Consider the following 24,742-nt stretch of genomic DNA (forward strand, 5'->3'; position numbering starts at 1 on the left):
GCGGCTGGTTATTTAACTTTCAGTATGTTCCTGGTTTTCGGTAGACAGCAAACTTTATTGCGGGCATCCCTCCAGCGTGCGTATACAACCTGAAATCTTGCACGAAATACAACATTTGTCTCCTTAAATCGGCGGTAATTAAAGATTGTTGTATGAAATACAACATTTCTCCTTCCTCGAGCGGCCTACCGGGGAAATTCTTGCATTTCGTACAACAATCCTCCCTTACAGCCCCGTATCCTGGCAGGCAAGTTGCAGAAAGTACAACATTTGTATCCTCGCCAGGTGGTCTTAAGCCATTGTTCGGTTGCATCTGATTCCGGGAAGCGATTTCGTACGAATCTGCTCCGGAAGTAGTAGAAGTAGAAGTAGAAGTAGAAGTTTATAGTCATAGGATATATAAGAGGCGCTCCCCCAGGAACTGTATCCAGGGGGACGCCTTATTTATGCCTTGCAGAACGGAACAGCTACACTCTGTTTCCGTGCTAGACTTATTTCAAATAATTCAGCAGAATCTGCGCAGCTTCTGCACGGGTGGCGGCAGCCTTCGGAGCAAAGGTTCCGTCCGCCCGTCCGTTCACGAAGCCGAGTGAGGCCGCAGCGGCTACCTGATCCGCTGCCCAGCCGGAGATGTCCTCAGCATCCTTTATAGAAGTAGTGTTGTCTAGAGCGGCCGGGATTGCACCATGCTGGAGCTTGTAAGCCCGCATCAGAATGACAGTCATCTCTTCGCGGCTGATCTCTGCATTCGGCTGGAAGGACACCGGACTCCGTCCGGTAATCAGCCCTGCCTGCACCATGCCGGAAAGAGCATCCCTGTACCAGGCATCTTGCGGAACATCAGCGAATGCGATGCTGCCACTGCTGTCGCCGTTCCCGCTGTCGTTCCCGCTGGTGTCGCTGTCGCCGTTCCCACTGTCGTTCCCGCTGCCGTTGCCACTGTTGCTACCTCTGCCGCCCAGCTGCAGCGCACCGGCCATCAGCTGCACGAATTCAGCCCGGGTAATATTCCGGCCCGGCTGATAAGCCTGCTCCGAGATTCCCTTGATCAGATGTTTCGCAGACAGCTCACGCAAGGCTTCGAACGCCCAGTGTGTGACTGGAACATCGCTGAATTGCTTGGAATACTCCAGCAGCGCATACGTGCCGCTGCCCTCGAGAAGTCCCTTTAATCTGCCCGCTTCAGCTGCTCCGCCCAGATAAGTGAGTGTACCGTCACTGCTCACACGGTACAGGCCAAGCAGCCTCGAGTCCAGACCGGCGGCCTGCCAGCTGACGCTCACCGGAACCGGATAATCCTCCAGATGGAGCGCTGTCCCGTCTGCCTTTACCAGACTCAGGTCATAATCCATCAGCTTGCCTGCCAGCGCTACGCCAGCTTCTGTCTTCAGCTTCGCAGCTTCCAGTGTCTTGGGCTGCACCTTCAGCACAATCTTGGCACCGCTGCTCCCGCCAGCAGGCAGGGCTTCGGCCAGCTGCTTCAGCAGCTCCGGCGCCAGCACAAGCTCTATTCCGTCTCCCTGCACACGCAGGGAATAGGTTCCCAGCAGCTCCCCGGCATTCACCGGAAGCTCAACCACAGCCGCTTGCCCCGCCTGCACTGTAACTACACCGTTCACCGCAGGACTGCTCAGCTGAGCAGCTGTTATGACTGCAGCCGAAGGACCCGGCGTTGCGGTAGGCTGTGGTGTTGCCGCAGGCTTCGCCGTAGATGAAGGCGGACTTGTTGCTGTCACCGGCGGGTCCGTTGGTGTCGCCGGAGGATCTGTTGGTGTTACCGGCTGACGGTTGACAGTCAGCTCAATCGTCTCTGTATCGACCGCATCCATATAAGCATACTCCCCGATCATACGGGTGTTCATAACCTCAACCTTGTATGCCCCTGCATCAGATATAGCAGCCTTATCCAGTGTCAGACTGCTCCCGGCCGCACCATCCAGCACAAGATCGTTCTTCAGCCAGCGGTAGCTCAGCTCTCCATACACAGAATTGGCTACAACGTTAAAGGTAACTGAATCCCCTTCCTTTACCGGATTTACACTTGCCGTAAACGACTGGACCACCGGTATTTCATGTGCCGGATAGACCTTGAGCACCAGCTCCGTTCCGGTGATACGTTCCGGATTCATCTCGGCTTTGCCGGTCAGCACCACACGGTACTGCGTTCCGTCATCTTCCATTCCCGGCGTGAAGCGGTATACTGCACCGGTAACACTCGTTAGCGGCAGCCAATCCCCGCTGTCCGGACGTTTTACTTCCCAACCGATAGACGCTACGTCACCTGTTGCATCAACGAGCAGCGTCAAAGGTTCGCCCTCAACGGCGTCCATGGCAGAAGGTAAATCTACCGCAAAGGCAGGGGGAATCCACTCTACTGCAGCCGGGAGCACTTGCAATATATATTCCTGCTCGCCGGTTAAGCCGCTATCGTCTGCCACAACCGCCTTATACCGGTAGCCGCTCATCGCTTCTGTCAACGCCGCCAGCGTCAGGCTGTCGCCCGAACCGACCGGCTCACCATAACCATAGCCATCGCCCTTGTCGAGGTACCAGGTGAAGGACAGGGTTCCTTCTCCTTTACCGGCGGCGCGGAGTACTCCAGCTGAACCCGCCCGCATCAAGCCTTCACTGACAATCTGCACCTCCGGCGCCTTTTGATTCCATTTGGCCGTCAGCGTCATTACTCCCGGCACGGTCTGATTGGCAAAATCCCATTTTTCTGAATCGTTATACCAGCCCTCCAGCACATAACCTTTATTCATTACGGCCGGAGCCGTTAACTGCTCGCCGTATGCAGCCTGAACGACTGTCTGCGCCGGACTTCCGCCACCCGCATCAAAAGTAATATCATAGCGCCCGTTCAGCTCGGTCAGAGCGCTGATTTCACTATTGCTGAGGTTACGGACTTCAATTTTCATCCGCTGGTTATCCTTCGCCTGATCATCCGCTACTCTCACTGCTGCACCGTCACTCTTGGACGCTCCTTCTACAGTGATTACTTTATTATTGCTTTTGTTAATGATCTTGTAGTAATCTCCGTCTTTCTCCAGCTTCCACTGCTGCGTATCCGGTATCGTTCCGGAAGCTTTTGTATTCTGACACAGCTGCTGGATTGCTGAACCGGGAAGAATATCGAGCACATGGCCACTTTGGACCGATTGGATCTGATAATAGCCTGTGCCGAGATCCAGGAATCTCCACAGCTGATTATTACCGTCACCGTTGGACCACTGGTTAATCACCGCCAGCGGATCACTGGAGACTCTGTCCACATCCAATGCTTTTCCGCTGTGCTTGGGCTGGATTTTGACCATTTTCTCCGGAATGATCTTGCCCGCAATCGAGCTCATGAATCCGCCGCTCGTCTTATCAATCGTGAGACTGTCGACATTGAATCTGCCGGTATCTCCTTGTTCGCGGATGAATTCAATCGTATTCCTGCCGGCTTTGAGGTTCACGGACTCCGTACTGTTAGCCCAGATATCCCAATTCGCTGTCGGAGTTAAGGACACTTGCTTGATTTTCTGTCCATTGACCACCATCGACATGGTAATATTCGAGCTTTGTACCCCGGAATAACGCAAAGTTGACGTATAATCAGCCGTATTAGGAACATTTACTTCAAACTTCAGCGTGTCCCCGGTCTGCTCGAATCCGCCTACGAACCCGTTGCCTTCATACCATAAATGATCCCTGACAACCTTGAGGCTTCCTTGCCGGGTGGCATCCTCGGCCTGATATCTCCACGGAGTACGCTTGTTAAGGTGAATACTGTCCATACTTAGAATGCCGGAGTTTCCTGTTTCATTCTTATAAGTAATTGTGTTCTTACCCGCCTTCAGACTTAACGTGTCAAGCTGCTCCCTCCAGACGGTAAGTCCGCCGGTAGAGGGGAGGCTAATATTCTTAATCTTCGTGCCGTTCAAATACAGGCCATAGATTGTGCCTGCAGCTTCTTTGGCATATCTCAGCTTCACATCATAAGAGGCTGCATTCTCCACATTTACCGCGAACTCTACGGACGAACCCGCTTTGGACAGCCCGGTGACATAACCGGTTCCCAGATTGCCGTCTTTGGCGTAAACCACTGCAGCATCGTTACCGCCAGTCAGCTTGGCATCTTCTGCTCCATAATGCCAGGTAGTGGCTTCTGTTACGGTTATAAAGTCCAGATTGACGTTGCCGGTATCGCCTTCGTCATATTTATAAGTGATTGTATTTTCCCCTTCTTGAAGGAAAACATTATCATAGCGGTCGGCCCAGCGGTCCCAGCTTTTTAGGCTGAAGAAATCGACCTGCTTAAGCTTTTGCCCGTTTACATACATAGTCAGCGTCCGGTCATCGTTGAATCCCAGGCTGTAGCCCAGCTTAACCGAATAGCTGCCGGCAGCAGCGGCATTTACCTTGAATGAAACGGCAGAGCTAGAGGTCCAGAGTCCTCCGGCAAATCCCGTTCCGCTGTAACCCGGATGATCTGCATCAACCTTTGCATTGCCGGACAGCACGGCATTTTCTGCTTCATACAAGGTGCTGCGCTTGATAATCATGGCATCCAGAGCCAAAGCACTCTTGCCGGACAGGCGGATTGTGTTGCTTCCGGCGTTAAGCTGAAGGTTATAAACGGATTTCAGATCGAAATTCGCCTCAAATCCGGCATTCGAAGGGAAGGAAAGATCGCGGGCTGCCCCATTAACGCCTAATTTCATGGTAACCGGATTCGCCGTGTTATTGTTGTATCTGAAATCCAGCGAGTAGGTCCCGCCAGCAGTAGTGTTTACTGTAAACTCTATATAGTCATTAGTGCTGCTGTTATTGTACTTCTCGTATACGCCGCCCGAAGCATAAGCGGTTCCTCCGGGGATTCTCGCTACTCCCGACAGCTTTGCCTCCTCGGCTTCATAGATTTCGCTTCTCTCTTCTCCGGAAGGTCTGTTCAGGACTGTGCCGGGGTTGGAAGGAATGCCAAGATTGATGAAATCATTATCATCCCAGTGAATCCGCTGCGCTCTTATGCCTCTGTTCCCGCCGCCTTGCCCATGGGTCGGTATGCCGTGATACAGAATCCAGTCTTCGCTGTCGTCTTCGGACTTCAGGAACAGGGGAGAGCCGGGGCCATACGAGCTGTTCTCATCCGATCTTTTCATCACAGGCTCAGGATATTTGACCCATGAATCCGCATTCATCACATCTGAGGATGCATCCGCAACGGATACGCCTACCGCATAGTTATCATTCATGAAGCTGCTGGCCGAGTAGGCAAAATAGATTTTACCGTTTCTTTCGACTACCGCAGCGCCCTCGTTGATATTATCGTTTTTCTTTTCCCAATCATATTCCGGTTTGGCCACCGTGCCTTCCGGGCCCTCCAGGGTCCACGGGTTCTTCATTTTGACAATCGTCGGACTCTCATCGAATTTCGTATTCTCCGGGTTCTGAGGGTCCTCGAAATAATAGTATTTGGTATAGGTGAAGTAGGGTTCCCCTTTAATAGTAACCACGCCGCAGGCCAAACCGTAGCCTTCCGTGTTCAGCAGTCCCTGCTTGACCGTAACCTGCCCGTCGCTGTCTTCATTGGCGGATTCGCCCTTCAGCTCCCAGGTTCCTTCAAAAGGATCGGGTGATGCGTTCTCCAGAACGTAGGAGCTTGGATGTCCATATCCGAAGCTGTCCTCCGGGCCGGAAGAGAAATACAGATACCACTTGCCGTCCAGCCGGTAGACATATGGACCCCACACATAGCCGAAGTTATCGGGCTTCTTCCAGACCACTTTGCTTTTGGCCGTAGATACGCCGAGAATGGTTTCATGCCTCTTCAAGGTGATGTTGTTATCGCCTGAAGATGCAGAATAGTAATAACCGTCCGCAGCCCTGGCCACTGTAGGATCAGCACCGCCCATAAGCGGGTTAACGTAATTTGAGGTTACATCCGCGTAAGAGATGCCTGACAGCAGTAATGAAAGTATCAACACCAGGGGGAGCAGCTTTGAGCTTTTTTTCCTCATATGAATCTCCTTTTCTAAGCAATTTCTGATCAATTTGACAAAAGTTATGTTCACTTGCCCTCCTCCGCAAAGATATGACCCTGCTTTTCTTGAAACCGCTTACTATTAATTGCAGCGCTACGCTTCCATTATAAAATAAGAGCGGAACTGTTTTTCCGCATCATGTTTTGCGATATTTTGAGCGATTGGCCGAGCCGGAGAGGGGGCGGGGAGAGCAGCCCGGTGTTCTTGCTATATTTTTAGCTTTCTTATGTTATTTTGACTGGTCTTTATTGTAAAATTTCGGATTGATTATTGACAAGTAAACTTGGCGTATTATAATGAAGATGCCAAGTTTACTTGTCATAATCAAAGGAGGATTTCTAATGGAAAAGGAACTGATATTAGAAAAAAGCAGACAAGAGAAGAACGACGAAGGTAGAGAATTTGTTCATAATAGAGGCAGGAAATTTGGAGTCCTGGGTATGCTGATTATTTTTAGCATCCTGGCTGTTTATAATTTATACGATAATCATCAAGAGACGAATACTGCATTAGTAGCGGTATTTATGGGGTATTTAGGCTGTGAAAGTATCGGGATCTATAGTATAACTAAAAAGAAATTAGATTTAATTAAAGCTATCGCAGGACCTGTATTAAGCATCTATTTTTTCGTAAAGTACTTTTTAATTGCAGGATAGGAGTCAACATGAATGATAAGCTGGTTTTGAGAAACAGGCTGCGGGAGGCAAGGGCAGAGCAAAAAATATCCCAAGCTGAGCTGGCAGAAATGGTGGGTGTTTCAAGGAATACGATAAGTTCGATTGAAACCGGACAGTTCAATCCTACTGCTAAGCTGGCGCTTGTTCTATGTATTGCTTTGGACATGAAATTTGAAGAGTTATTTTATTTTGATCTGTAAAATTCAAGCCGTTTGTAATCTTTTCCACTCCAGCGGTTAATAATGCTTAGGACTAGCAGGCTGGAAAGGGGCTTGGGATGAATGAAACGCAAACTTTTACTGACCGGAGCGGCTGGAAGGATCGGCAACGCACTCTTCAAAGGGCTGAAAGAAGACAGCAGATATGAAGTAACCGGCGCAGATATACAGGCAGACGAAGAGCAGGGGATCGCCCAACTGGACATTAATGATGAAGCACGGCTGGCGGAGCTTACTAAGGGGATCGATACGGTGCTCCACTTTGCCTGGATTAAGGATGAAGACGATTTCCTAGGTAAGGTGCTTCAGGGGAATGTAGCGGGTGCGTATAAATTGTTTGAGGCGGCGGTGCAGAATGGGGTGAGGCGCATTATATTCGCCAGCTCCAATCATGCGACCGGTTATTATAAGTCGGATGAGACAACGGGACCGTCAGACCCTTACCGGCCGGACAGCTTCTATGGATTAAGCAAATGTTATATCGAGCTGCTCGGCCGCCTCTATTCGGATCAGGGCAAGATTTCTTCACTGAATATCCGGATTGGCAACTTCCCCGGGGATGACCGTCCCCATTCGGAGCGGGCAGGGCATATCTGGATCTCGGAGCGTGATTTGCTGCAGCTGGTCAACTGCTGTATTCAGGCGGATGAGGAACTGCAATATTTGAATCTGTACGGGACCTCGGCGAATAGTGACAACTATTATACCATTGGTTATCTGGAGGAGCTGATCGGATACAAGCCCCAGGATGATGCGGCGGAGCTGCTCGAACAGGCCAAGGCGGAGGGCCGGGAAATACGCAAGGATGAAACCGAATATCAGGGCGGGCAGCAGGAGTAAGAAGCAGCGCAATCCGCGATTTCTGTTACCTGTATATAAAGAAGGCATGCGAAGATTATTTTTCGCGTGCTTTTTTTGTGCAAGCCATATACATACCTATACATACAAAGAAAAGGCTGAAACCCATCCCGAGCAAAGCACTGCTGTCCAGGGCTCTGGGGGAGTGCTGCATAGTCAGCAGGGTGTATTGAGTGACTACGATGGAGACTAAGGCGTCGGTGAAGCTGAATATTTTGAGTGTGGATACAATGGGACCCTTCAAATTCCGGTTGGCCGTCATACCGTAAATCGCCATCCCAAGCTTGGTGAATGAAACGGCAGCGACGAGATAGACAAGGTTTCCGCTGAAAATAAGGGCATCCCCGAGGACATACATCCGCAGGGAAACGAGCAGATAACTGATGCCCAGCAGGCAAAGGGACAGGCCGCTGCGCCTGTAAATGTTATGCTCCAGCTGGAGCCTCTCGCCGGGTTGTTCGATTTGTTTGACGGCTGCGAACTTGTGGAGCGCCTGACCTCTTGCCGCACTGAGAATCAAATAATAAATGGCGTTGGTGATCAACCAGCCGGAAAGGAGGTACACGCCAAGAATCAGCTTGCCTGCGCCAATCACAGCATTAACAGCCAGAGATACGGCGTTGACCATGGCGGTGCGCTCCTGATAATCCCCCCGGTAACGGTCAAGTAGCTCCCTGATGTGAATCCCTCCTTTCATCCCGCTTCATACGATCTATAGCATTCTACAATCCGGATGTTAATAAATTGTTAAAGCTCTGGGCGAAGGGGGCACCCATTTGATATGACATTTAGCTTCAGCACCACGGACCTGCGGTATCCGTTCATCGGGCCTGCGGGACTTTTTTCGTATTTCTCCCTATGGTAAACTTTAGGTAAATCATCTAGGGGGTTGGACATGAGGAAGAGTATACTGGCATTATTATTTCTGTTCAGTTTGACTGCTTGTGGATCTTCAAATGGAGGACTCACCACGAAAGACTTAGCCATAAAAAAGGTGGATGATGATAAAGCGGTTGTTCAATATGGAATGAATCGTGTGGATGCGGAAAAAGTGCTTGGTGAAGGCGAAGATATAAAAATCGGCAATTCATTCGCTTACAGCTCCGGAGTAAGGATTATGTACCGTGAGGATAAAGTGGCGGGTATTAATTTGACTGAAGAATCGGAGGATATGTATGAGACGGTCGGCGGTTTGATAATCGGAATGTCCAAAGAGGATGTTAAAAAAATTTATGGGGATCAATATCTGGCGGATCTTGAGAAAAATTTGGATTATGCTTACAATTCAGACAGCAAACAGTTTGTAAAAGAATCTGAGTGGGCTAAAAATATTGAAGATAACACAAAAATTCATCTCATTTCAGTTATGTTTGATGGTAACGGATATGTACGTAGTATTCTGTTAACAGATAAGCAAATGGCCATGACCTATAGATGAATTGATGATGGTGTGTTCCCCTGCTGGCATTCAGTGGGGGATTCACTTGCGAATATATATAATTATTCCAAGTGATTTATGGTTCTGGATGGTACCGAGGAGATTCGTACTCTATTCGCCAACTCATGGATTATGGCGGAGTAGTAAGGGGATACACGTCGCATTTATAATAGCCGCTGCCCGTTTTGTTCGGCAATTTGAATTTAGAGCATACATAAAGTAGCCCATCGACCTAAGCGGGCCGGAGGGCTTTTTTTCATAAATTACATCCACATATTTCCTCAATAACCCTTAAGTGTATTGTAAATTCCTGTCGAGAAACAGACTGTTTGTTCGCCTTTATATAGTGTAGGCTTGATGCATACATATTAAAGGAGATGGATTTTGTGGAACAATGGAAGAGTATAGTATCAAAACTAGTATTGGTTATATTCGCAGGGGTGTTGTTTTTTTCTGGACAAACTAATACGTATGCTGCGGCAGTAGGTACTAAACTAATAGCACCAGAGGCTGGTTGGATGAGATATGACGATAGCCATAGTGCTTTTACTTATCTTGGAGCAAACTGGATTTACGATTCAGGAGTAGCAAACCTATATAACTTAAATCATCATTACTCAGCTAAAGGAAAAGGTGGCAATGAAGTAAGTTTTAAATTTTACGGAACCAAGTTGAGACTAATATCAAGTACAGGTTCGGATTTTGCTAACGACATTTCAGTGAACATTGATGGAATTAGTGAGCAGTTTAACCCGAAAATGGGAACAACAATAGCAGAAAGACAGATACTCACCTACGAAAAAACAAATTTACCAGTAGGCATTCATGAGGTTAAGCTTATCAGCGGGACTAATGGAGAATGGAGATTAGATATTGATGCTATTGATATTGATGCTACAGGTTATTTAATCAATCCTAACTTATCTGCTCCATTGGAACTTTATGCAGCGGCAGCAGTGGATAAAATTAATCTCAATTGGACTGCAGTCACAAATGCAACTGCATATAAAGTCAAAAGATCAATAACTTCTGGAGGCCCTTATGAAACCATTGCTTCTAACGTAACGAATGCTACTTACGCTGATACTAACGTTACCAGTAATGTGAAATATTATTATGTGGTAACCGCAGTTAATGTAGTGGGTGAAAGTATCGGTTCGAAAGAAGCAACAGCTATAATAGTGCCCGAAACTGGACGCGCAATCCTAACAATTTATCTTAACAACGGAACCGAAAAAGAATACGATCTGTCCATGACCGAAGTGAATGCCTTTATAGACTGGTATGACCAAAAAGATGCAGGTGTTGGAATGGCCAAGTATGCTTTCATCAAGACTTGGAATAAAGGGCCATTTGCTAAACGAACAGAGTATGTAGTTTTCGATAAGATCCTTACCTTCAACGTAGATGAATACGCATCTGAAGAATAATAAACTACGACAAAACAACCCGCCGGGCTTATGCCTGACGGGTTGTTTTAAAGGGTTTTATGGATACGTTTAATCGCCCAGACCGGAAATGATATGCTCGTACCAATTAATTTTATGTATCCTGTCTGCTCGTCTTTAGTGAATATACCGGAGTAATTTTCACCACTAATTAGATGAAACCGTAAGGGATTAGCCGTTTCTAAAGTAGAGTGAATCTCCGTTTGATTCATGACTGGACAACTCCTTCCCAAGTCTTAATTATACAATACCCTCTGTACTATTATTCAAACCGATTAGCAGTGATAATGATGTAATTCTAGTAAAATATTCTTGATTGAATATGTGTTTCAAATTGCGATATACTGGAATCACACAAGATTGTGATTGCTAACTGAAGAAATTGTACAGCAAGCGAAAATCACATCTTCTTATCTATTTGGGAGGTGTCTCTTTGGAAGACGTAGTTAATTTCGTTCAAACTTTCAAAGGTCTGGAGGAGCGGATCAACGAATTTATAAATGAGGATTCGTCTCTGGAATATGTAGAAGGATCGGAAGAGGTAGTAGCTGGAGGCGCTTATGCCTGGTCCAAATTAAAACCCGCAGAAATTAGTAAACAAGATCACATTGACTCAGATTATATGGAATTGGCAGAAGAGGTCAGAAATGTTTTAAAAAGTGATCACAGTCCGCATCTTGAAAAATTTGAACGGAGTTGTGCATTAGTTTTAAACTATATTCGGCAAGATACTCTGCTTTGGGTTCCTGGTTTGAAAAATGTAATTGAGAATATAAAATCAGAATTGGATTTACAGCAGTTTTTCATGGAAGAGATACAATAGCAAATGATGTAGAAGCCCGTCAACCTTAACTGGTCGGCGGGGTATTTTTTTTATAAGCTGTTTTACTTTTCTTCAAAAACATATACCAAGATGCTTTTATCAAGTTCAAACGTCCAATCCAAATATATGCCTGCTAGCCTCCGGTTTAATATCGCAGAGGTATAGGCATCTTCAATGAAACGAGTTTTCTCTAATGTTCTTTTAGCTGTGCGTAAAGCATTTTCCCCGTCAAGCCGAATAAGGTATTTTTCAATTTCAATTAATAAACCTTCTCTAACGATGACAAATGTATTTTTATCTGCCCAAAAGGAATAAGTGAAGTCGGGAACTTTTTCAACTTCGTAAGTGATTTTACAGATCTGAAGGTGGATTTTTTCTTTTCCCGGATAATAGTCTTCATTGTTCTGATAGTTATTATCTTTTATTAAACCTGTTATTACACCTGAAAGATTGTTGTCATCACAGTCATAATAAAAACTATCAAATTCCAAATCCGAAAAATTTCTAAGTTGATTTAAAAAATCAGGCAGTAAGAAATCCAGAATAAGTTCTCTGGTGGAACGTAATGCATCGTAATCATTTGTTAAGATTAGTTCCTCAATAATTTCCCCCATGAATCTTTCCAATCGAATAACCAGACAACGTTCATCTAAAATAACATGGACATTTTTAGGGCTTTCTCCAAAGCTTTTACTAAATAGCTCGATGATGATACCTTTGATTTTTGTGGTAATTATTTCGTTGCTCATGTTTTACCGCCGTTCTTATATGTATTTTTAACTAAGCATGACGTAGAAAACTTAATAATTATTATCTTAATCTCACCAAATATATAACAAAATAAACATGTGCTATTTATTCAAAGATATGTATATCAACAGCCTTGAACTAAGATTACTGAATAAAACCCGTCTGTCTGATTGACTGACGGGTTTGCATTTATCCTATATCCTCAAGCAATTCCTTAGAATTATTCCGTACATTCCCCACAGCCGAAGGGACCTTATAAGCCCGCATTTTCGCTGCATCGTAAGGCTTCAGCAGTTTTAATAAGGACTCGACATCGTCATTGTCTCTCCCCAGCCAATCAGCCTCATCCTCCGGCCGGAGGATCACCGGCATACGGTCATGAATATCATCCATCAGACTGTTCGGAGTAGTGGTGATGATGGTACAGGTGCTCAATTTCTTTCCCTCCGGATCTTCCCAAGTGTCATACAATCCGGCGAAGGAGAAGAGGCTGCCATCACTCATGAGGATCCGATAGGGCTGCTTGCTGGTCCCGTCCTTTTTCCACTCATAAAATCCATCAGCCGGAATGATACAGCGCTTGGTTTTAAGCAGTCGTTTAAAGGCAGGCTTTTCGGCCACCGTCTCCGCGCGTGCATTGATCATCTTACTGCCGATCTTCTCATCCTTGGCCCAAAATGGTATCAGCCCCCAACGCAGTTCCCCCAAGCGTTTCCCCGCGACACTGGCAATTACCGCCGGAACATTATGCATGGGAGCTACATTATAATTGGGTTTCAGTGTAGCTAATTTGCTGTCATCGATTAAGTAGTGCGTAATTAGTTCTTCCAGGGTGACCGTAATGGTAAAGCGTCCACACATATAATCAACCTCCTCATCCAATTATAGCGCTTGGCTTCTATGGATAGAGGAGGTAAGTGTTGGATTGATTATCCGGTTGCAGTTATGCCAGCTTACTTCACCTTAATATTGCGTGTTGCCCGACTGGCTGGTTTTACCTGAGGCAAAGCCCTTAAACAGGGTGGGTACATTGTGATAGCGGGTGTTGGTGATTTTTGCGGCGCTGCTGCTGCTGTCTGTACGGAAGATGGAATCTTTGACATTCGATATGTCAGAGCTGTCCAGTGTGAAGTTCACGGCGTAGGAGGTTCCGCCGTTCTGGCGGGCCAGCTTGCCGATGTCGTCGGCTCTGAAGTTCTTAATGTTGATTGTGCCCGCAGCGTTTGCCTGGAACACTTTATCGTAAGCTTTATATGCACCTCCGCCCGTAATATTGACTGTACCGGAGGCTTTCAGCGTCAATGCATCCTCGCCCACATCCTGCCAGGTCACATTAGAGATTGTAGCGTTTCCATAACAGTGCACCCCGTCTGCGCCGGGAGCACCGATAATTACATTTTTGAGTGTAGCATTCTTCTCCAGCCGGAAGATTGGCTTCTGGTTCTCTGCCTGGCTGCCATCTCCAAGTGTACTCGCATTGGCGACATAAGTCTGGCCATTACCGTTAAAGGTCTCTCCTGCTGGAACAACAATCGTTGTACTGACAACAATTGGCGTTGCAGCGGATACCTTGGCCGGACTGGCAACATAGAACGAAGACAACATAACAACCGACAGGAGTAAGCCCACAACCTTTTTCAATAATATTCCGCCCTTCAACTGTAGAGTATAGATCCGGCGAACCGGTATCTTGCAGGTGTCCTGACCAGATGTGCACCTCTGCCCGCACCCGATATATAGGATATTCGGAACACGTGTGCATAGAACAAATTAGTTCTACTGAGATCAATTACCATATTTCCGACACAATTTGGAGGGAGCTGCAAGCTCGGTTATAGTGTATAACAATAGTAGAATGGAGGAGATTACATTGACGCAGGAAGAACTTATCCACGAGATTATGAACAATAATATGACAAGAGAGAAAGAAGAGAAAGTAAGAAAGTATAAGATTCTGAATACATATGCCAAGAAAGGGCAGACCGTAATGGCCGGTTCCTCACTGATGGAGTATTTTCCGGTTAATGAATTACAGCAGACGCTGGAGAAGCAGACGATTATTTACAACCGCGGAATTGCGGGCTATGTAACCAGTGAGCTGTTAAATTCCCTGGAGGAATGTATTGTTGAGTTGGAGCCTTCTAAGCTGTTCATTAATATTGGCACCAATGACATCAGCTCAGCAGACGGCGAATATCAAGTCGGGCATCTGCTTGCGAACTATAATGAGATTCTGACGCAGATCGGAGCAAGGCTGCCGGAATGCAAGGTGTATGTCATGGCGTACTATCCGGTGAATGCTAAGGCTGATTTCAGCGGAGTGGATCAAGAGATGAAGGCGGGAATGTTCAGCACCAGAACAAATGCCGCGTTACGCGAAGCCAATGCCGAAGTGGAGAAGCTAGCAGCGCAGCATGGATATGCGTTCATTAATGTGAATGAAGGGTTGACGGATGAGGAAGGGAATCTGAAGGAAGATTACACGATGGACGGGATTCATATGTATGCGAATGGTTACGCGGTGGTCCTTAATAATCTAAAAGAATATCTATAAGCATAGGATAGAATGCAAAGCAGCGGTCCTCCGGAGCAGGAGAGCCGCTGTTCAGTTATACCACTGCCCTCAGATCAGTTCCCCTCTCCGCTTCAAATACACATACAGCACAATTCCCGACACGGAGCAGACCGCAGCACATAACCCGATGAAGCCATAGCCCGCCTGCAGGCCGCGCAGCAGACCAAGCTCGCTTGAACGGCCATAGACCGTCTTAACGAGTTCAATCACCCAGCCGATAATATAGTTCCCGATAACACTGCCGAGACCCATCAGCGTGACTACAAAAGTAATCGCAGTATCACTCCCGTTAGGATAGCGGCGGGCAATAAAGGCCATGACGGTAGGGTAGATGATCGCGATCCCTGCGCCGGACAAGGCGAACAGAAAAGCAAGGCTTTCCCCGCCGGCCAGCGCTACAAAGGTACAACCTGCCGAGAGCATTGAGAAAATAATCAGCGAGAGCACGAAGCCGATCCGGTCTGTCAGCGGTCCGATTACGAGTCTTCCCAGAGAGAACAGCAGGAAGAAGGCGGAAAGCATGCCGGAGGCCTTGACGGTATCCCAGGCGTAAGCTTTTTCCAGAAAATTAACCAGCCAGCCGCCAACGGCGAGCTCGGAGACAACCCCGAAGGACAGGATCATTACCATCATCCAGAGCGCAGGATCGCGCATCAAGGTCTTGAAGGAAGTACGGTCCTCATGCGGCAGATCATCCCCGGGAAAAGTACTGCGCAGCGCCGACACAATCGGCATCAGGCAGAGCGACAGCATCACCAGATACATTCCGCGCCAGTCCAGCATATGTCCAAACACACTCAGCGACATAACCCCGGTGGCCAGCAGCGGCGCTACAGTCGAACTCAGTCCATAGAAGAAGTGGGATAAATTCATCATCATCCCCGTGTTTTTTACAAAAATACGTGCTCCCAGAATCGCCAGGCCAATCTCCAGCATCCCGTTGCCGATGTACATCAGGAAGTAGGAGGAAGCGAATAGAGGGTAGGTATGCGACAGGAAAATCAGTACTCCGGAGAGAACCATTGAACCGAATGAAATAATGCTGACCGCCTTGATGCCCCATTTGCGGACGAGAATAGCAGTGAACGAGCAGGCGATCAGGTAGCCCAGCGCATTCAGCGAGAGCAGTGTACCCAGCTGTCCTTCATCCAGATTGAAAGCGAGCTGAATCCGCGGGATTGCGGGTCCTTTAATATTTTCTGAGATTCCGAAGACGACAAAGCCCAGAAAAATGGTTACGAGCTGCATAATATAGATAGTGTTACGTTTGCCAGCAGAATTGCGTGCTTGAGCCTTCAAAGTGATGCCTCCTGAATGATGATAAAATAATGTTTGGCTTACTTCCGTTCCACCAGCTGGAACCGGTAGGTCAGGCTTTCCATGGTTGTTGTAATCAGTCCTGCCATGTATTCCCGGCGGGTGTCATTCTGGATGATCAGCTCAGGCATATGCTCGGGCGGAATAATCTCCTGGCACCCGCTGCGCAGATCCTCCAGCATCTCAGGCGATATATTGTCACCGGTGACGACGATCGTAGCAGGGTTAATAATGCTGATAATGGATACCAGTGCATGTATAGCCAGCTTGACGGAATCTCCGCCCTTCTGCAGGAGCTGCAGCTGCTGCTCCCTCGGAATGCCATAAGGCAGGTAAGACACTTCTCCGCTGAAAAAGCTGTTCCCGTTAAGCAATCGTCCATTCACCATAAAGCCGGCCCCCGGGAAATGGTTCTTGGGAAAGGTCAGCACGGCAAAATGGCTCTCCGCATCCGGAAACAGCCGCTGATACAAGCCGTAAACCGTCAGATTCATATCGTTCTCGATAATAATCTCAACCTCTTCATAGCGCTCCTTCAGCAGAATGCCAAGGGGCTGATCTGCGAGCGCCGGAACATCACAGATCCCAATCCGGTCCTGCTGGACTACACCGGGAATGCCGATGCCGACCGCCTGAACATTCGGGTGAACCTCAATAATCTGATCCAGCCAGTCCGTTAAGGTGTCTACGGTAATTTGCTCATGCACCTTGTCCGTTTGCTCCATAATCTCACCATTCAGATTCGCCAGCGCATAGCTAATGGATTGAATCCCGCCCTCCGAACGCACGATCATACAGATCATGAGGGAATAATTGGCGTTGAACTGATATTTCCGCGCCGGTCTGCCTCCGCTGGATTCCTCCCACCCAAGCTCCAGAATCTCCCCGGTCTGAACCAGTTCATTGAGAATGGTGCCGCAGGTGGCTACACTCAGCCGGGTCTGTCCGGCGATGGAGGCTTTGGTGCCTGTGCCGGATGTGCGGAGTATATTTTTCACCAGTTCCACATTTATTTTCTTCACCAGCTGTGTGTTATGAGACGGATTTACCATAGCGCAACCTTCCTCCCGGATGATTATAATCCTATTATTAAAAGAGTTGTAATAAGTGTATTGTAGTGACTTCCCGGCAAATAAGCAAGAGATGATTAGCAGAACCGCACCGCAGCATTAACACATGATCAACGAAGCTCGCTTGGTGTCCGCTGCTTGACCTGTTTAAATACACGGTTGAAGGTGCGGATGTTGGAGAAACCGCATTCCAGCGCGATATCGAGTATGCTTGTGTCTGTATTCAGCAGCAGCCGTTCGGCCTGATTGACCCGGATACTATTGAGGTACGAAATGTAACTCATGCCCGAGATGCTTTTGAAGAAGCGGGAGAAATAGAACAGGCTCATGTTGGCGTGATTGGCGGCGTCGGCAAGGGTGATGGGATGCATGTAATTGACGTCAAGGTATTCCAGAACCTCCTGCATGATCTTCATATTCGTAATGCGCCGTTTATCCTTATGAGGATTGACTAATTCCAGCGGCATATGCCGCAGAATCAATGCGCACAGCTCGTGCAAAAGGCCGGTCATCAGCTGCTCATGATGCGGAGGCTTCAGAAGATGCTCCTGCAGCAGCTCCTGCATAATCGCGGACAGACGCCGGTTAATGACCTCATCCTCCGGTGTAGACGGCCGGTTCTCCCGGAAAGGAGAGGTGAGCCGCAGATTCAGGGGCCAGCCTGCAGGGAAGCCGATCAGCGCCGGGTTAAAGATGACAAGAATAAGCTTCGATGTGTTGTCCTTGCTGTCATAGTAGTGAATATCTCCGCTGCTGCATACGGCCAGATCGCCTGCCTGAAGCACCCGTGTTTCAGAGTTGATCCCCATCCGGATCGAGCCTTCCAGTACATAGATGATCTCCAGATCGTTATGCCAATGGGCCAGGAAATCTATATTGTGGCTCACAAATGCAGTGAAGGGAAAAGCTGTTCCATACGTTCTGTTCTCGTGAAAAGCTCTCATGATATCTCCTGTTCTGATCTTCGCTATTTAAATCTAAACATAGCAAAAAATGACCATCCATACAAGCAAAATGGCGAGCATCCCCCACCGGTTTGGATTACAATTTCTTCAGGGTATAGACGTGCTATTCAATCCAAAACCAAATTTGATTTCAGGATAAAAAGGAGAACTTGATATGGCGAAGAAGGCATTGATTGTAAAAGGCGGATGGGATGGTCATGAACCGAATGAGGTTGCGGCGATTTTTGCCGGTATTCTGGAGGCTGAAGGGTTCGAGGTAGAGGTGTCGGATACGCTGGACAGCTTCAACAACGCTGAGGCGCTTAAGGAATTGAGCCTGATTGTGCCGGTATGGACAATGGGTGAAATTGCGGGTGAACAGGTGGCATCGGTGCTGGCGGCTGTGGCTTCCGGGGTAGGCATTGCCGGTTGTCACGGCGGGATGTGCGACTCCTTCCGTAACAATACAGAATGGCAATTTTTGACCGGGTCACAGTGGGTGGCGCATCCCTTCAACGACGGGGTGGATTATGAAGTGAACATCGTAAGATCCGGCTCCAGCCCGATTGTGGAAGGCATCCCGGATTTCAAGGTGAAGTCCGAGCAGTATTATCTGCATGTAGATCCGGCGGTAGATGTACTGGCTACTACGACTTTTGTGCTGAGCGAAGGCGACCATTCAGCGAACGGTGTGATCACCATGCCGGTTGTTTATACGAAACGCTGGGGCCAGGGCAAGGTATTCTATAATTCGCTTGGACATCATGCGGATGTCTTCGATATTCCGGAAGCCAAGGAACTGATGCGTAAAGGCTTCATCTGGGCAGCAAAATAAACCGAGACAAGGTGGGACTCATTGTGCGTAAAGTGAAGGTAGGGATCGTCGGCTGCGGGAATATCAGCGGCATTTATTTTGAGAATTTGACCGGAACCTTTGTGAATACAGAGGTCTACGCCTGTGCCGATCTGGACCCTGAGCGGGCAGGGCAGGCCGCAGAGAAATATGGAGTTCCTCATGTATGGACGACAGAGGAATTGCTGGCTTCGGAAGAAATAGAGATTGTCGTGAATCTGACAACGCCTAATTTCCACTTCGATGTCTGTAAGCAGGCTCTGCTGGCAGGCAAGCATGTGTACGTGGAGAAGCCGCTGTCACTGACGCTAGAGAATGGAACCGAGCTTGTTAAGCTGGCAAAAGAAAAGAATCTGTTCGTCGGCTGCGCGCCGGACACCTTCCTTGGAGGCGGCCTGCAAACCTGCGCCAAGCTGATTGCGGACGGCTATATCGGAGAGCCGGTTGCCGCAACCGCCTTCATGCTCTGCCATGGTCATGAGAGCTGGCATCCGGACCCTGAGTTCTATTATCAGGCCGGTGGCGGTCCGATGTTTGATATGGGCCCGTATTATCTTACGGCGCTGGTATCTTTGCTCGGCCCGGCGAAAACGGTATGCGGGATCACCAAAACCTCATTCGCCACGCGGACGATCACCAGTGAGAAGAAGTTCGGCAAGGTGGTTGATGTCGAAGTCCCTACACATGTGGCCGGAACCATCGAGTTCGCGAGCGGTGCCGTGGCTACGATGATTACGAGCTTCGATGTCTGGCACAGCACGCTGCCGCGGATCGAAATCTACGGCTCGCTCGGCACACTGATCGTACCCGACCCGAATACCTTCGGCGGTCCGGTCCTGCTGCGTCCGGCGCACAGCACGGAATTCCAGGAGATTCCGCTGATCTACAATTATGCCGGGAACAGCCGCGGCATTGGCGTAGCGGATATGGCCCGCTGCATCGGGACAGGAGACACCCCGCGGGCGAACGGAGAGCTGGCGAATCATGTGCTCGAGATCATGCATGCGTTCCACACCAGCTCGGACACTAAGCGCTATGCGGAGCTGTCCACCAGCTGCGAGCAGCCGAAGCTGCTGCCGCTGGGTTTGGTTAAGGGTTATTTGGAGTAGTTAAGGTAGCTTATATAGTCAAAAAAACGGCGATCTGTCCCCGGGTTATGGGGATGGATCGCCGTTTTCGTGCGTGGCTCAGCTCCCCTGGTTCGTACCTTGTCGCGCCAGCAGACTGACTAATCCGACCCGTACCTTGTCGCGCCAGTAGTTTGACTAACCTGGTCTGTACCTTATCGCGCGCGCCTCCAATGCTGACCAATCGAAATAAGTGGAAAAACGACGTTTAATATCTCATCCAATACTAAAAATAGGATAATAAGTGGAAAAAGTACAATTAATTCTGCCGAATATGCCTTTCACTAGAGAAATGGAATAATTAGATGCTCTTTATCCACTTATTGTTTATAGTCTGTTTGATTATTGGAATTTAGATGTACATTTTCCACTTAATTAATATTGGACTAGAGACAAAGTTATCAAAATGAGCCACAACTGCGATACATGTACAATTTCCCGCTGCAGATTGCTCACGCACCCTTGCTTTAACCCAATATTACTGTTACTTATGCATAACGAGAGACTCTCTGGAGTGATGCGGTCAATTCGTGTTAAAGATACTATTCAGTAACTATCACCGCTATTAGTGCTGTTCCCGCCACAATTTCATTATTATCGCAATCACGGCTATTGCCGCTACATTCCCCCTTATACCTTTGCCCCTGTCTTAATATCATTTATCTGTACTACGCAAATATCTGTCTTACGCACACCGCACACCGCACACCGCAACGGACAGGCACTATTGACAACCTGTATATACAGGTTTAAACTGTGTGAAGTGTTTGACCTTGTATATACAAGTTTAATGATTGAAATACAGCAATTCTTTTGGAGGTGCTTAATTTGACCCAGTCCCGGTATTCAGAATGGTGGCGCCGGTCCACAGTGTATCAGGTGTACCCGAAAAGCTTCAAGGACACGACAGGCAATGGAACGGGAGATATAAAAGGCCTTACTGAGAAATTGGATTATTTGCAGGAGCTTGGGATTGATATCGTCTGGCTGCAGCCGGTCTATGTCTCGCCCCAATATGATAACGGTTACGATGTTGCGGATTATGAGAATATTAACCCTGATTTTGGCACGATGGAGGATTTCGATGAGCTGATAGAGGAGCTGCACCGGCGCGGCATGAAGCTGATGACCGATATCGTAGTCAATCATACCTCGACGGAGCATGAATGGTTCAAACAGTCGATTTCAGGCAAGGACAACCCGTACCGTAATTATTATATCTGGAAGGACCCGGCACCAGACGGCGGCGTGCCGAATAACTGGCAATCGAAGTTCGGGGGGCCTGCCTGGCAGTTCGATGAAGCTTCAGGACAATATTATCTTACCTTGTTCGACAAGACTCAGGCCGACCTGAATTGGGAGAATGCAGAGGTCCGCAGAGCGGTTAGCGATATGATGCTGTTCTGGGCACGCAAGGGTGTGGACGGGTTCCGGATGGATGTCATTAATTTGATCTCCAAGGACCAGCAGTTCCCTAATGATGACGGGAGTGTGCCGCCGGGGGATGGACGGAAGTTCTATACAGACGGACCACGGGTTCATGAATACATCAAAGACATGTATGAAGAGGTATTCGGCCCGTTTGAGATGGTGACAGTCGGGGAGATGTCCTCCACTACCCTTGCGCATTGTATCCGCTACTCGAACCCTGAAGAGCGGGAGTTCTCCATGACCTTCAATTTCCACCATCTGAAGGTGGATTATCCGGGCGGACGGAAGTGGGAGCTGATGCCCTATGATTTCGAGGCATTGAAACGGCTGTTCAGTGAGTGGCAGACCGGAATGCAGCAGGGCGGAGGCTGGAACGCTTTATTCTTCAACAATCATGATCAGCCGCGGGCGCTCTCCAGATTCACCGATGATGATGTCTACCGCGAAGAAAGCGCGAAACTCCTGGCTACAACGCTGCATGGTCTTCAAGGAACGCCATATGTCTATCAGGGCGAGGAAATCGGCATGCCGAATCCGAAGTGGAAGGGCATCGAAGAATTCCGCGATATTGAGTCCCTGAACATGTACCGCATTCTGCAGGAACAGGGCAAGAGCCCGGAAGCGGCACTCAGCATCCTACAGGAACGTTCGCGCGACAATTCCCGTACGCCGATGCAGTGGGATGACAGTCCGAATGCCGGATTCACCAGCGGTACGCCTTGGCTTAAGGTCGACGAGCGGTACCCGGACATTAATGTGCAAAAAGAACTGGAGCGGCCGGATTCGATCCTCCATCATTACCGCAAGCTGATTGCGCTGCGCAAAGAGCATGCTGTATTCATCGACGGTGTATTCCGCAGATTGGATGAAGGTCATCCCGAGGTGTTCGCTTATGCCCGGACAGGGATAGGGGAGACACTTGTTGTGGTCTCGAACTTCAGCAGTAAGGAGATTAGCTTCCGGTTCGTGGACAAGCATTGGGCAGACTTAAGCCAAGCGGGTACGGACAAGCTTTTAACCGGTAATACAGCCGATGAACCTGCATTAACCCAAGAGCTTCAACTGAGTCCTTATGCTTCCTATATGTGGTTAACAACATCTAATACTTAAGGAGTGATGATATGGCTATTGACCGCAAGAATGTAGAGGATATTGTACGGGCGGTTGGGGGCAAGGAGAATATTGAGGTCGCGACACATTGCGTAACCCGGCTAAGATTCTCGCTCTATGACGAGAGCATGGTGGATTCAGCAGCGCTGGACGCCAATGACCTTGTCAAAGGACAATTTTCCAGCCAAGGCCAGTTCCAGATCGTAATTGGTCCGGGAACCGTTGATAAAGTGTATGACGAAATGATTCAGCTGACCGGCGGTGCCCGTTCTTCCAAGGATGAGGTGAAATCGGCAGCGGCCCGTAAACAGAATCCTCTGCAGCGGGCGATCAAGACGCTGGCCGATATTTTTATTCCGATCCTTCCGGCCATCGTAACTGCAGGTTTGCTGCTCGGGATCAATAATATACTTACTGGCCCGGGAATCTTCTTCAGCCAGTCGCTGGTCGATGTCTATCCGCAGTGGAAAGATATTGCGGCGATTATCAATACGATTGCCAGCACAGCCTTCACGTTCTTACCGGCCCTGATCGGCTGGGCGGCAGTGACCCGGTTCGGCGGCAGTCCGCTGCTCGGGATTGTGCTCGGACTTATTCTCGTTCATCCGGATTTATTAAGTGCCTACGGTTATGCCAGTGCTTCTACGGAAGGAACGGTTCCAACCTGGAATTTGTTCGGCTGGCATCTGGAGAAAATCGGTTATCAGGGACAGGTATTGCCGGTGCTGGTCTCGGCCTATATTCTGGCTGGCATTGAGAAGTTCCTGAACAAAAGAGTACATGACTCGATTAAACTGCTGGTTGTTGCGCCAGTGACTCTGCTGATTACAGGTTTCCTGGCGTTCACAATTATTGGACCGGTTACCTTCGGTATCGCCAATGCGATCACTTCCGGACTGGTCTATGTGTTCGATCATTTCGCGATTCTAGGCGGCTTAATCTATGGCGGATTCTACGCGCTATTAGTCATCACAGGGATGCATCATACCTTCCTGGCGGTTGACGTTCAGCTTATCGGAAGTGAAGGCGGCACATTCCTCTGGCCGATGCTCGCTCTCTCCAACATTGCACAGGGGGCAGCGGCACTGGCGATGATGTTCGTCATCAAAGAACAGAAGACGAAGGGACTTGCGGTAACGTCTTCGATCTCTGCCTTCCTCGGAGTCACGGAACCGGCGATCTTCGGGGTCAATATCCGCTACCGCTATCCGTTCATCTTCGGAATGATCGGCTCTGCACTGGGCGGGGTTCTGCTCACGATTAACCAGGTCCGCGCCTCTTCCATTGGCGTTGGCGGGGTTCCCGGCTTCCTGTCCATCTTCCCGAACCAGTGGGGCGTATTCTTCGTAGGTATGGCAATTGTGCTGATCGTGCCGTTTGTGGCTACTGTGCTGTATGGCCGTGCCGTCGTCAGCCGTGCCGGGAAGAGTTCAGTTGCAGCCGCAGGCGCAACAGCAGCCGGAACAACAACGGTCAGCCCTCCGGCCGTACAAGATGAACTCAGCAGCCGCCAGTCCGTTCAAGGCTCACAGGAGCCGGTGAACATTCTGGAGCTGGCTGCACCGCTCAGCGGCACGGCAGTACCGCTTGCGCAGGTACCCGATCCTGCTTTCGCCGAGGGGCAGATGGGTCAGGGGGTTGCGATTGAACCCTCCGAAGGGAAAGTATATGCACCGTTTGATGCGACAGTCGCCCATGTAATCAAGAGCAAACATGCGCTTATTCTGGAGCATGCCAGCGGCGTGCAGGTACTTATCCATGTAGGGATTAATACGGTGTCGCTCAAGGGCAGCGGGTTCACCCAGCTTAAGAATATTGGCGATAAGGTGAAGGCCGGCGAGCTTCTGCTGGAATTCGATATGGATGCTATCCGTGCAGCCGGTTACCCGGTGATTACCCCAATCATCATTCCTGCGGGGCAGGAGATGGTGGAGAAGATTGAGGAGAAGACGGGACCGGCGACGGCAAAGCAGACCAGTATTTTGACTATTCATCTTAAGGGTTGATCCGGCCCGCCCCCGAATTGAATCCATGCGTCCAGAGCCACGGCGTGATACAATATAGGGCGGTGATCTAT

At 48.8% G+C, this 24,742-nt stretch carries 19 protein-coding genes; 11 read left to right on the forward strand and 8 right to left on the reverse strand.

Annotated features, from left to right (window positions below; translation table 11 throughout):
- Positions 1 to 491: 491 nt before the first annotated feature.
- The gene (locus MHI42_RS30750) at positions 492 to 5,966 is read right to left on the reverse strand and encodes a CBM35 domain-containing protein (protein ID WP_342421638.1); all 5,475 of its coding nucleotides are present in this window, start codon (positions 5,964 to 5,966) and stop codon (positions 492 to 494) included.
- A gap of 401 nt (positions 5,967 to 6,367) precedes the next feature.
- Between MHI42_RS30750 and MHI42_RS30755 the strand changes: the two genes are divergently transcribed.
- From MHI42_RS30755 to MHI42_RS30765, 3 genes are all read left to right on the forward strand, one after another.
- Complete coding sequence (locus MHI42_RS30755) at positions 6,368 to 6,682, forward strand: DUF6442 family protein (RefSeq protein WP_039302483.1); 315 nt, start codon at positions 6,368 to 6,370, stop codon at positions 6,680 to 6,682.
- 8 nt (positions 6,683 to 6,690) lie between these two features.
- Entirely contained in the window at positions 6,691 to 6,903 is a 213-nt protein-coding gene (locus tag MHI42_RS30760) for a helix-turn-helix transcriptional regulator (protein ID WP_039302486.1), read from the forward strand.
- 81 nt (positions 6,904 to 6,984) lie between these two features.
- Positions 6,985 to 7,761, forward strand: a complete 777-nt coding sequence (locus MHI42_RS30765) for an NAD(P)-dependent oxidoreductase (protein WP_342421639.1) — start codon at positions 6,985 to 6,987, stop codon at positions 7,759 to 7,761.
- A 55-nt stretch (positions 7,762 to 7,816) separates the two neighbouring features.
- Here the strand turns inward: MHI42_RS30765 and MHI42_RS30770 are convergent, their stop codons facing one another.
- Positions 7,817 to 8,476: a hypothetical protein gene (locus MHI42_RS30770; RefSeq protein WP_342421640.1), complete on the reverse strand. Its 660-nt coding sequence runs from the start codon at positions 8,474 to 8,476 to the stop codon at positions 7,817 to 7,819.
- A 198-nt stretch (positions 8,477 to 8,674) separates the two neighbouring features.
- On the opposite strand from MHI42_RS30770, the gene MHI42_RS30775 reads away from it, so the two are divergent.
- The 3 genes from MHI42_RS30775 (at position 8,675) to MHI42_RS30785 (ending at position 11,488) form a co-directional block, all read left to right on the forward strand.
- Positions 8,675 to 9,217 carry a hypothetical protein gene (locus tag MHI42_RS30775; protein ID WP_342421641.1) on the forward strand — a complete coding sequence of 181 codons (543 nt, stop codon included), beginning with the start codon at positions 8,675 to 8,677 and terminating at the stop codon, positions 9,215 to 9,217.
- A 386-nt stretch (positions 9,218 to 9,603) separates the two neighbouring features.
- Positions 9,604 to 10,647, forward strand: a complete 1,044-nt coding sequence (locus tag MHI42_RS30780) for a fibronectin type III domain-containing protein (RefSeq protein ID WP_342421642.1) — start codon at positions 9,604 to 9,606, stop codon at positions 10,645 to 10,647.
- A 451-nt stretch (positions 10,648 to 11,098) separates the two neighbouring features.
- Positions 11,099 to 11,488, forward strand: a complete 390-nt coding sequence (locus tag MHI42_RS30785; RefSeq protein WP_342421643.1) for a hypothetical protein — start codon at positions 11,099 to 11,101, stop codon at positions 11,486 to 11,488.
- A 62-nt stretch (positions 11,489 to 11,550) separates the two neighbouring features.
- Here MHI42_RS30785 and MHI42_RS30790 read toward each other — a convergent pair whose 3' ends face one another.
- The 3 genes from MHI42_RS30790 to MHI42_RS30800 all read right to left on the reverse strand — a co-directional run bounded on the left by MHI42_RS30790 (position 11,551) and on the right by MHI42_RS30800 (position 13,879).
- Entirely contained in the window at positions 11,551 to 12,237 is a 687-nt protein-coding gene (locus MHI42_RS30790) for a Na-translocating system protein MpsC family protein (protein ID WP_342421644.1), read from the reverse strand.
- Between the two features lie 190 nt (positions 12,238 to 12,427).
- Positions 12,428 to 13,099: an SOS response-associated peptidase gene (locus tag MHI42_RS30795; protein WP_342424837.1), complete on the reverse strand. Its 672-nt coding sequence runs from the start codon at positions 13,097 to 13,099 to the stop codon at positions 12,428 to 12,430.
- Between the two features lie 102 nt (positions 13,100 to 13,201).
- A complete protein-coding gene (locus tag MHI42_RS30800; protein ID WP_256703891.1) occupies positions 13,202 to 13,879 on the reverse strand; it encodes a pectate lyase in 678 nt (225 codons plus the stop codon).
- A 196-nt stretch (positions 13,880 to 14,075) separates the two neighbouring features.
- Here MHI42_RS30800 and MHI42_RS30805 point away from each other — a divergent pair, with 196 nt between their 5' ends.
- Positions 14,076 to 14,792 carry a GDSL-type esterase/lipase family protein gene (locus MHI42_RS30805; protein ID WP_342421645.1) on the forward strand — a complete coding sequence of 239 codons (717 nt, stop codon included), beginning with the start codon at positions 14,076 to 14,078 and terminating at the stop codon, positions 14,790 to 14,792.
- A gap of 69 nt (positions 14,793 to 14,861) precedes the next feature.
- On the opposite strand, the gene MHI42_RS30810 is transcribed toward MHI42_RS30805, so the two are convergent.
- The 3 genes from MHI42_RS30810 to MHI42_RS30820 all read right to left on the reverse strand — a co-directional run bounded on the left by MHI42_RS30810 (position 14,862) and on the right by MHI42_RS30820 (position 18,144).
- Entirely contained in the window at positions 14,862 to 16,061 is a 1,200-nt protein-coding gene (locus MHI42_RS30810) for an MFS transporter (protein WP_342424838.1), read from the reverse strand.
- An 89-nt stretch (positions 16,062 to 16,150) separates the two neighbouring features.
- Positions 16,151 to 17,182 carry an ROK family protein gene (locus MHI42_RS30815; RefSeq protein ID WP_342421646.1) on the reverse strand — a complete coding sequence of 344 codons (1,032 nt, stop codon included), beginning with the start codon at positions 17,180 to 17,182 and terminating at the stop codon, positions 16,151 to 16,153.
- 128 nt (positions 17,183 to 17,310) lie between these two features.
- Positions 17,311 to 18,144: an AraC family transcriptional regulator gene (locus tag MHI42_RS30820; protein ID WP_342421647.1), complete on the reverse strand. Its 834-nt coding sequence runs from the start codon at positions 18,142 to 18,144 to the stop codon at positions 17,311 to 17,313.
- Positions 18,145 to 18,319: 175 nt separating this feature from the next.
- Between MHI42_RS30820 and MHI42_RS30825 the strand changes: the two genes are divergently transcribed.
- The 4 genes from MHI42_RS30825 to treP all read left to right on the forward strand — a co-directional run bounded on the left by MHI42_RS30825 (position 18,320) and on the right by treP (position 24,671).
- On the forward strand, positions 18,320 to 18,979 hold the full coding sequence (locus tag MHI42_RS30825; protein ID WP_342421648.1) for a ThuA domain-containing protein: 660 nt from the start codon (positions 18,320 to 18,322) through the stop codon (positions 18,977 to 18,979).
- A gap of 23 nt (positions 18,980 to 19,002) precedes the next feature.
- Positions 19,003 to 20,106, forward strand: coding sequence for a Gfo/Idh/MocA family oxidoreductase (locus tag MHI42_RS30830; protein ID WP_342421649.1), 1,104 nt, complete (start codon positions 19,003 to 19,005; stop codon positions 20,104 to 20,106).
- Positions 20,107 to 20,943: 837 nt separating this feature from the next.
- Positions 20,944 to 22,665, forward strand: coding sequence for an alpha,alpha-phosphotrehalase (treC, locus tag MHI42_RS30835; RefSeq protein ID WP_342421650.1), 1,722 nt, complete (start codon positions 20,944 to 20,946; stop codon positions 22,663 to 22,665).
- Between the two features lie 11 nt (positions 22,666 to 22,676).
- Positions 22,677 to 24,671, forward strand: a complete 1,995-nt coding sequence (gene treP / locus MHI42_RS30840; RefSeq protein ID WP_342421651.1) for a PTS system trehalose-specific EIIBC component — start codon at positions 22,677 to 22,679, stop codon at positions 24,669 to 24,671.
- Positions 24,672 to 24,742: the final 71 nt, after the last annotated feature.

Source organism: Paenibacillus sp. FSL E2-0178 (assembly GCF_038593005.1).
Lineage (GTDB): Bacteria > Bacillota > Bacilli > Paenibacillales > Paenibacillaceae > Paenibacillus_AQ > Paenibacillus_AQ phytohabitans.

Coding starts and splice junctions, on each gene's coding strand:
- MHI42_RS30755 (WP_039302483.1), top strand. CDS start 6,368: ATGGAAAAGGAACTGATATTAGAAAAAAGCAGACAAGAGAAGAACGAC.
- MHI42_RS30760 (WP_039302486.1), top strand. CDS start 6,691: ATGAATGATAAGCTGGTTTTGAGAAACAGGCTGCGGGAGGCAAGGGCA.
- MHI42_RS30765 (WP_342421639.1), top strand. CDS start 6,985: ATGAAACGCAAACTTTTACTGACCGGAGCGGCTGGAAGGATCGGCAAC.
- MHI42_RS30770 (WP_342421640.1), bottom strand. CDS start 8,476: ATGAAAGGAGGGATTCACATCAGGGAGCTACTTGACCGTTACCGGGGG.
- MHI42_RS30775 (WP_342421641.1), top strand. CDS start 8,675: ATGAGGAAGAGTATACTGGCATTATTATTTCTGTTCAGTTTGACTGCT.
- MHI42_RS30790 (WP_342421644.1), bottom strand. CDS start 12,237: ATGAGCAACGAAATAATTACCACAAAAATCAAAGGTATCATCATCGAG.
- MHI42_RS30795 (WP_342424837.1), bottom strand. CDS start 13,099: ATGTGTGGACGCTTTACCATTACGGTCACCCTGGAAGAACTAATTACG.
- MHI42_RS30810 (WP_342424838.1), bottom strand. CDS start 16,061: ATGCAGCTCGTAACCATTTTTCTGGGCTTTGTCGTCTTCGGAATCTCA.
- MHI42_RS30815 (WP_342421646.1), bottom strand. CDS start 17,182: ATGGTAAATCCGTCTCATAACACACAGCTGGTGAAGAAAATAAATGTG.
- MHI42_RS30820 (WP_342421647.1), bottom strand. CDS start 18,144: ATGAGAGCTTTTCACGAGAACAGAACGTATGGAACAGCTTTTCCCTTC.
- MHI42_RS30825 (WP_342421648.1), top strand. CDS start 18,320: ATGGCGAAGAAGGCATTGATTGTAAAAGGCGGATGGGATGGTCATGAA.
- treP (WP_342421651.1), top strand. CDS start 22,677: ATGGCTATTGACCGCAAGAATGTAGAGGATATTGTACGGGCGGTTGGG.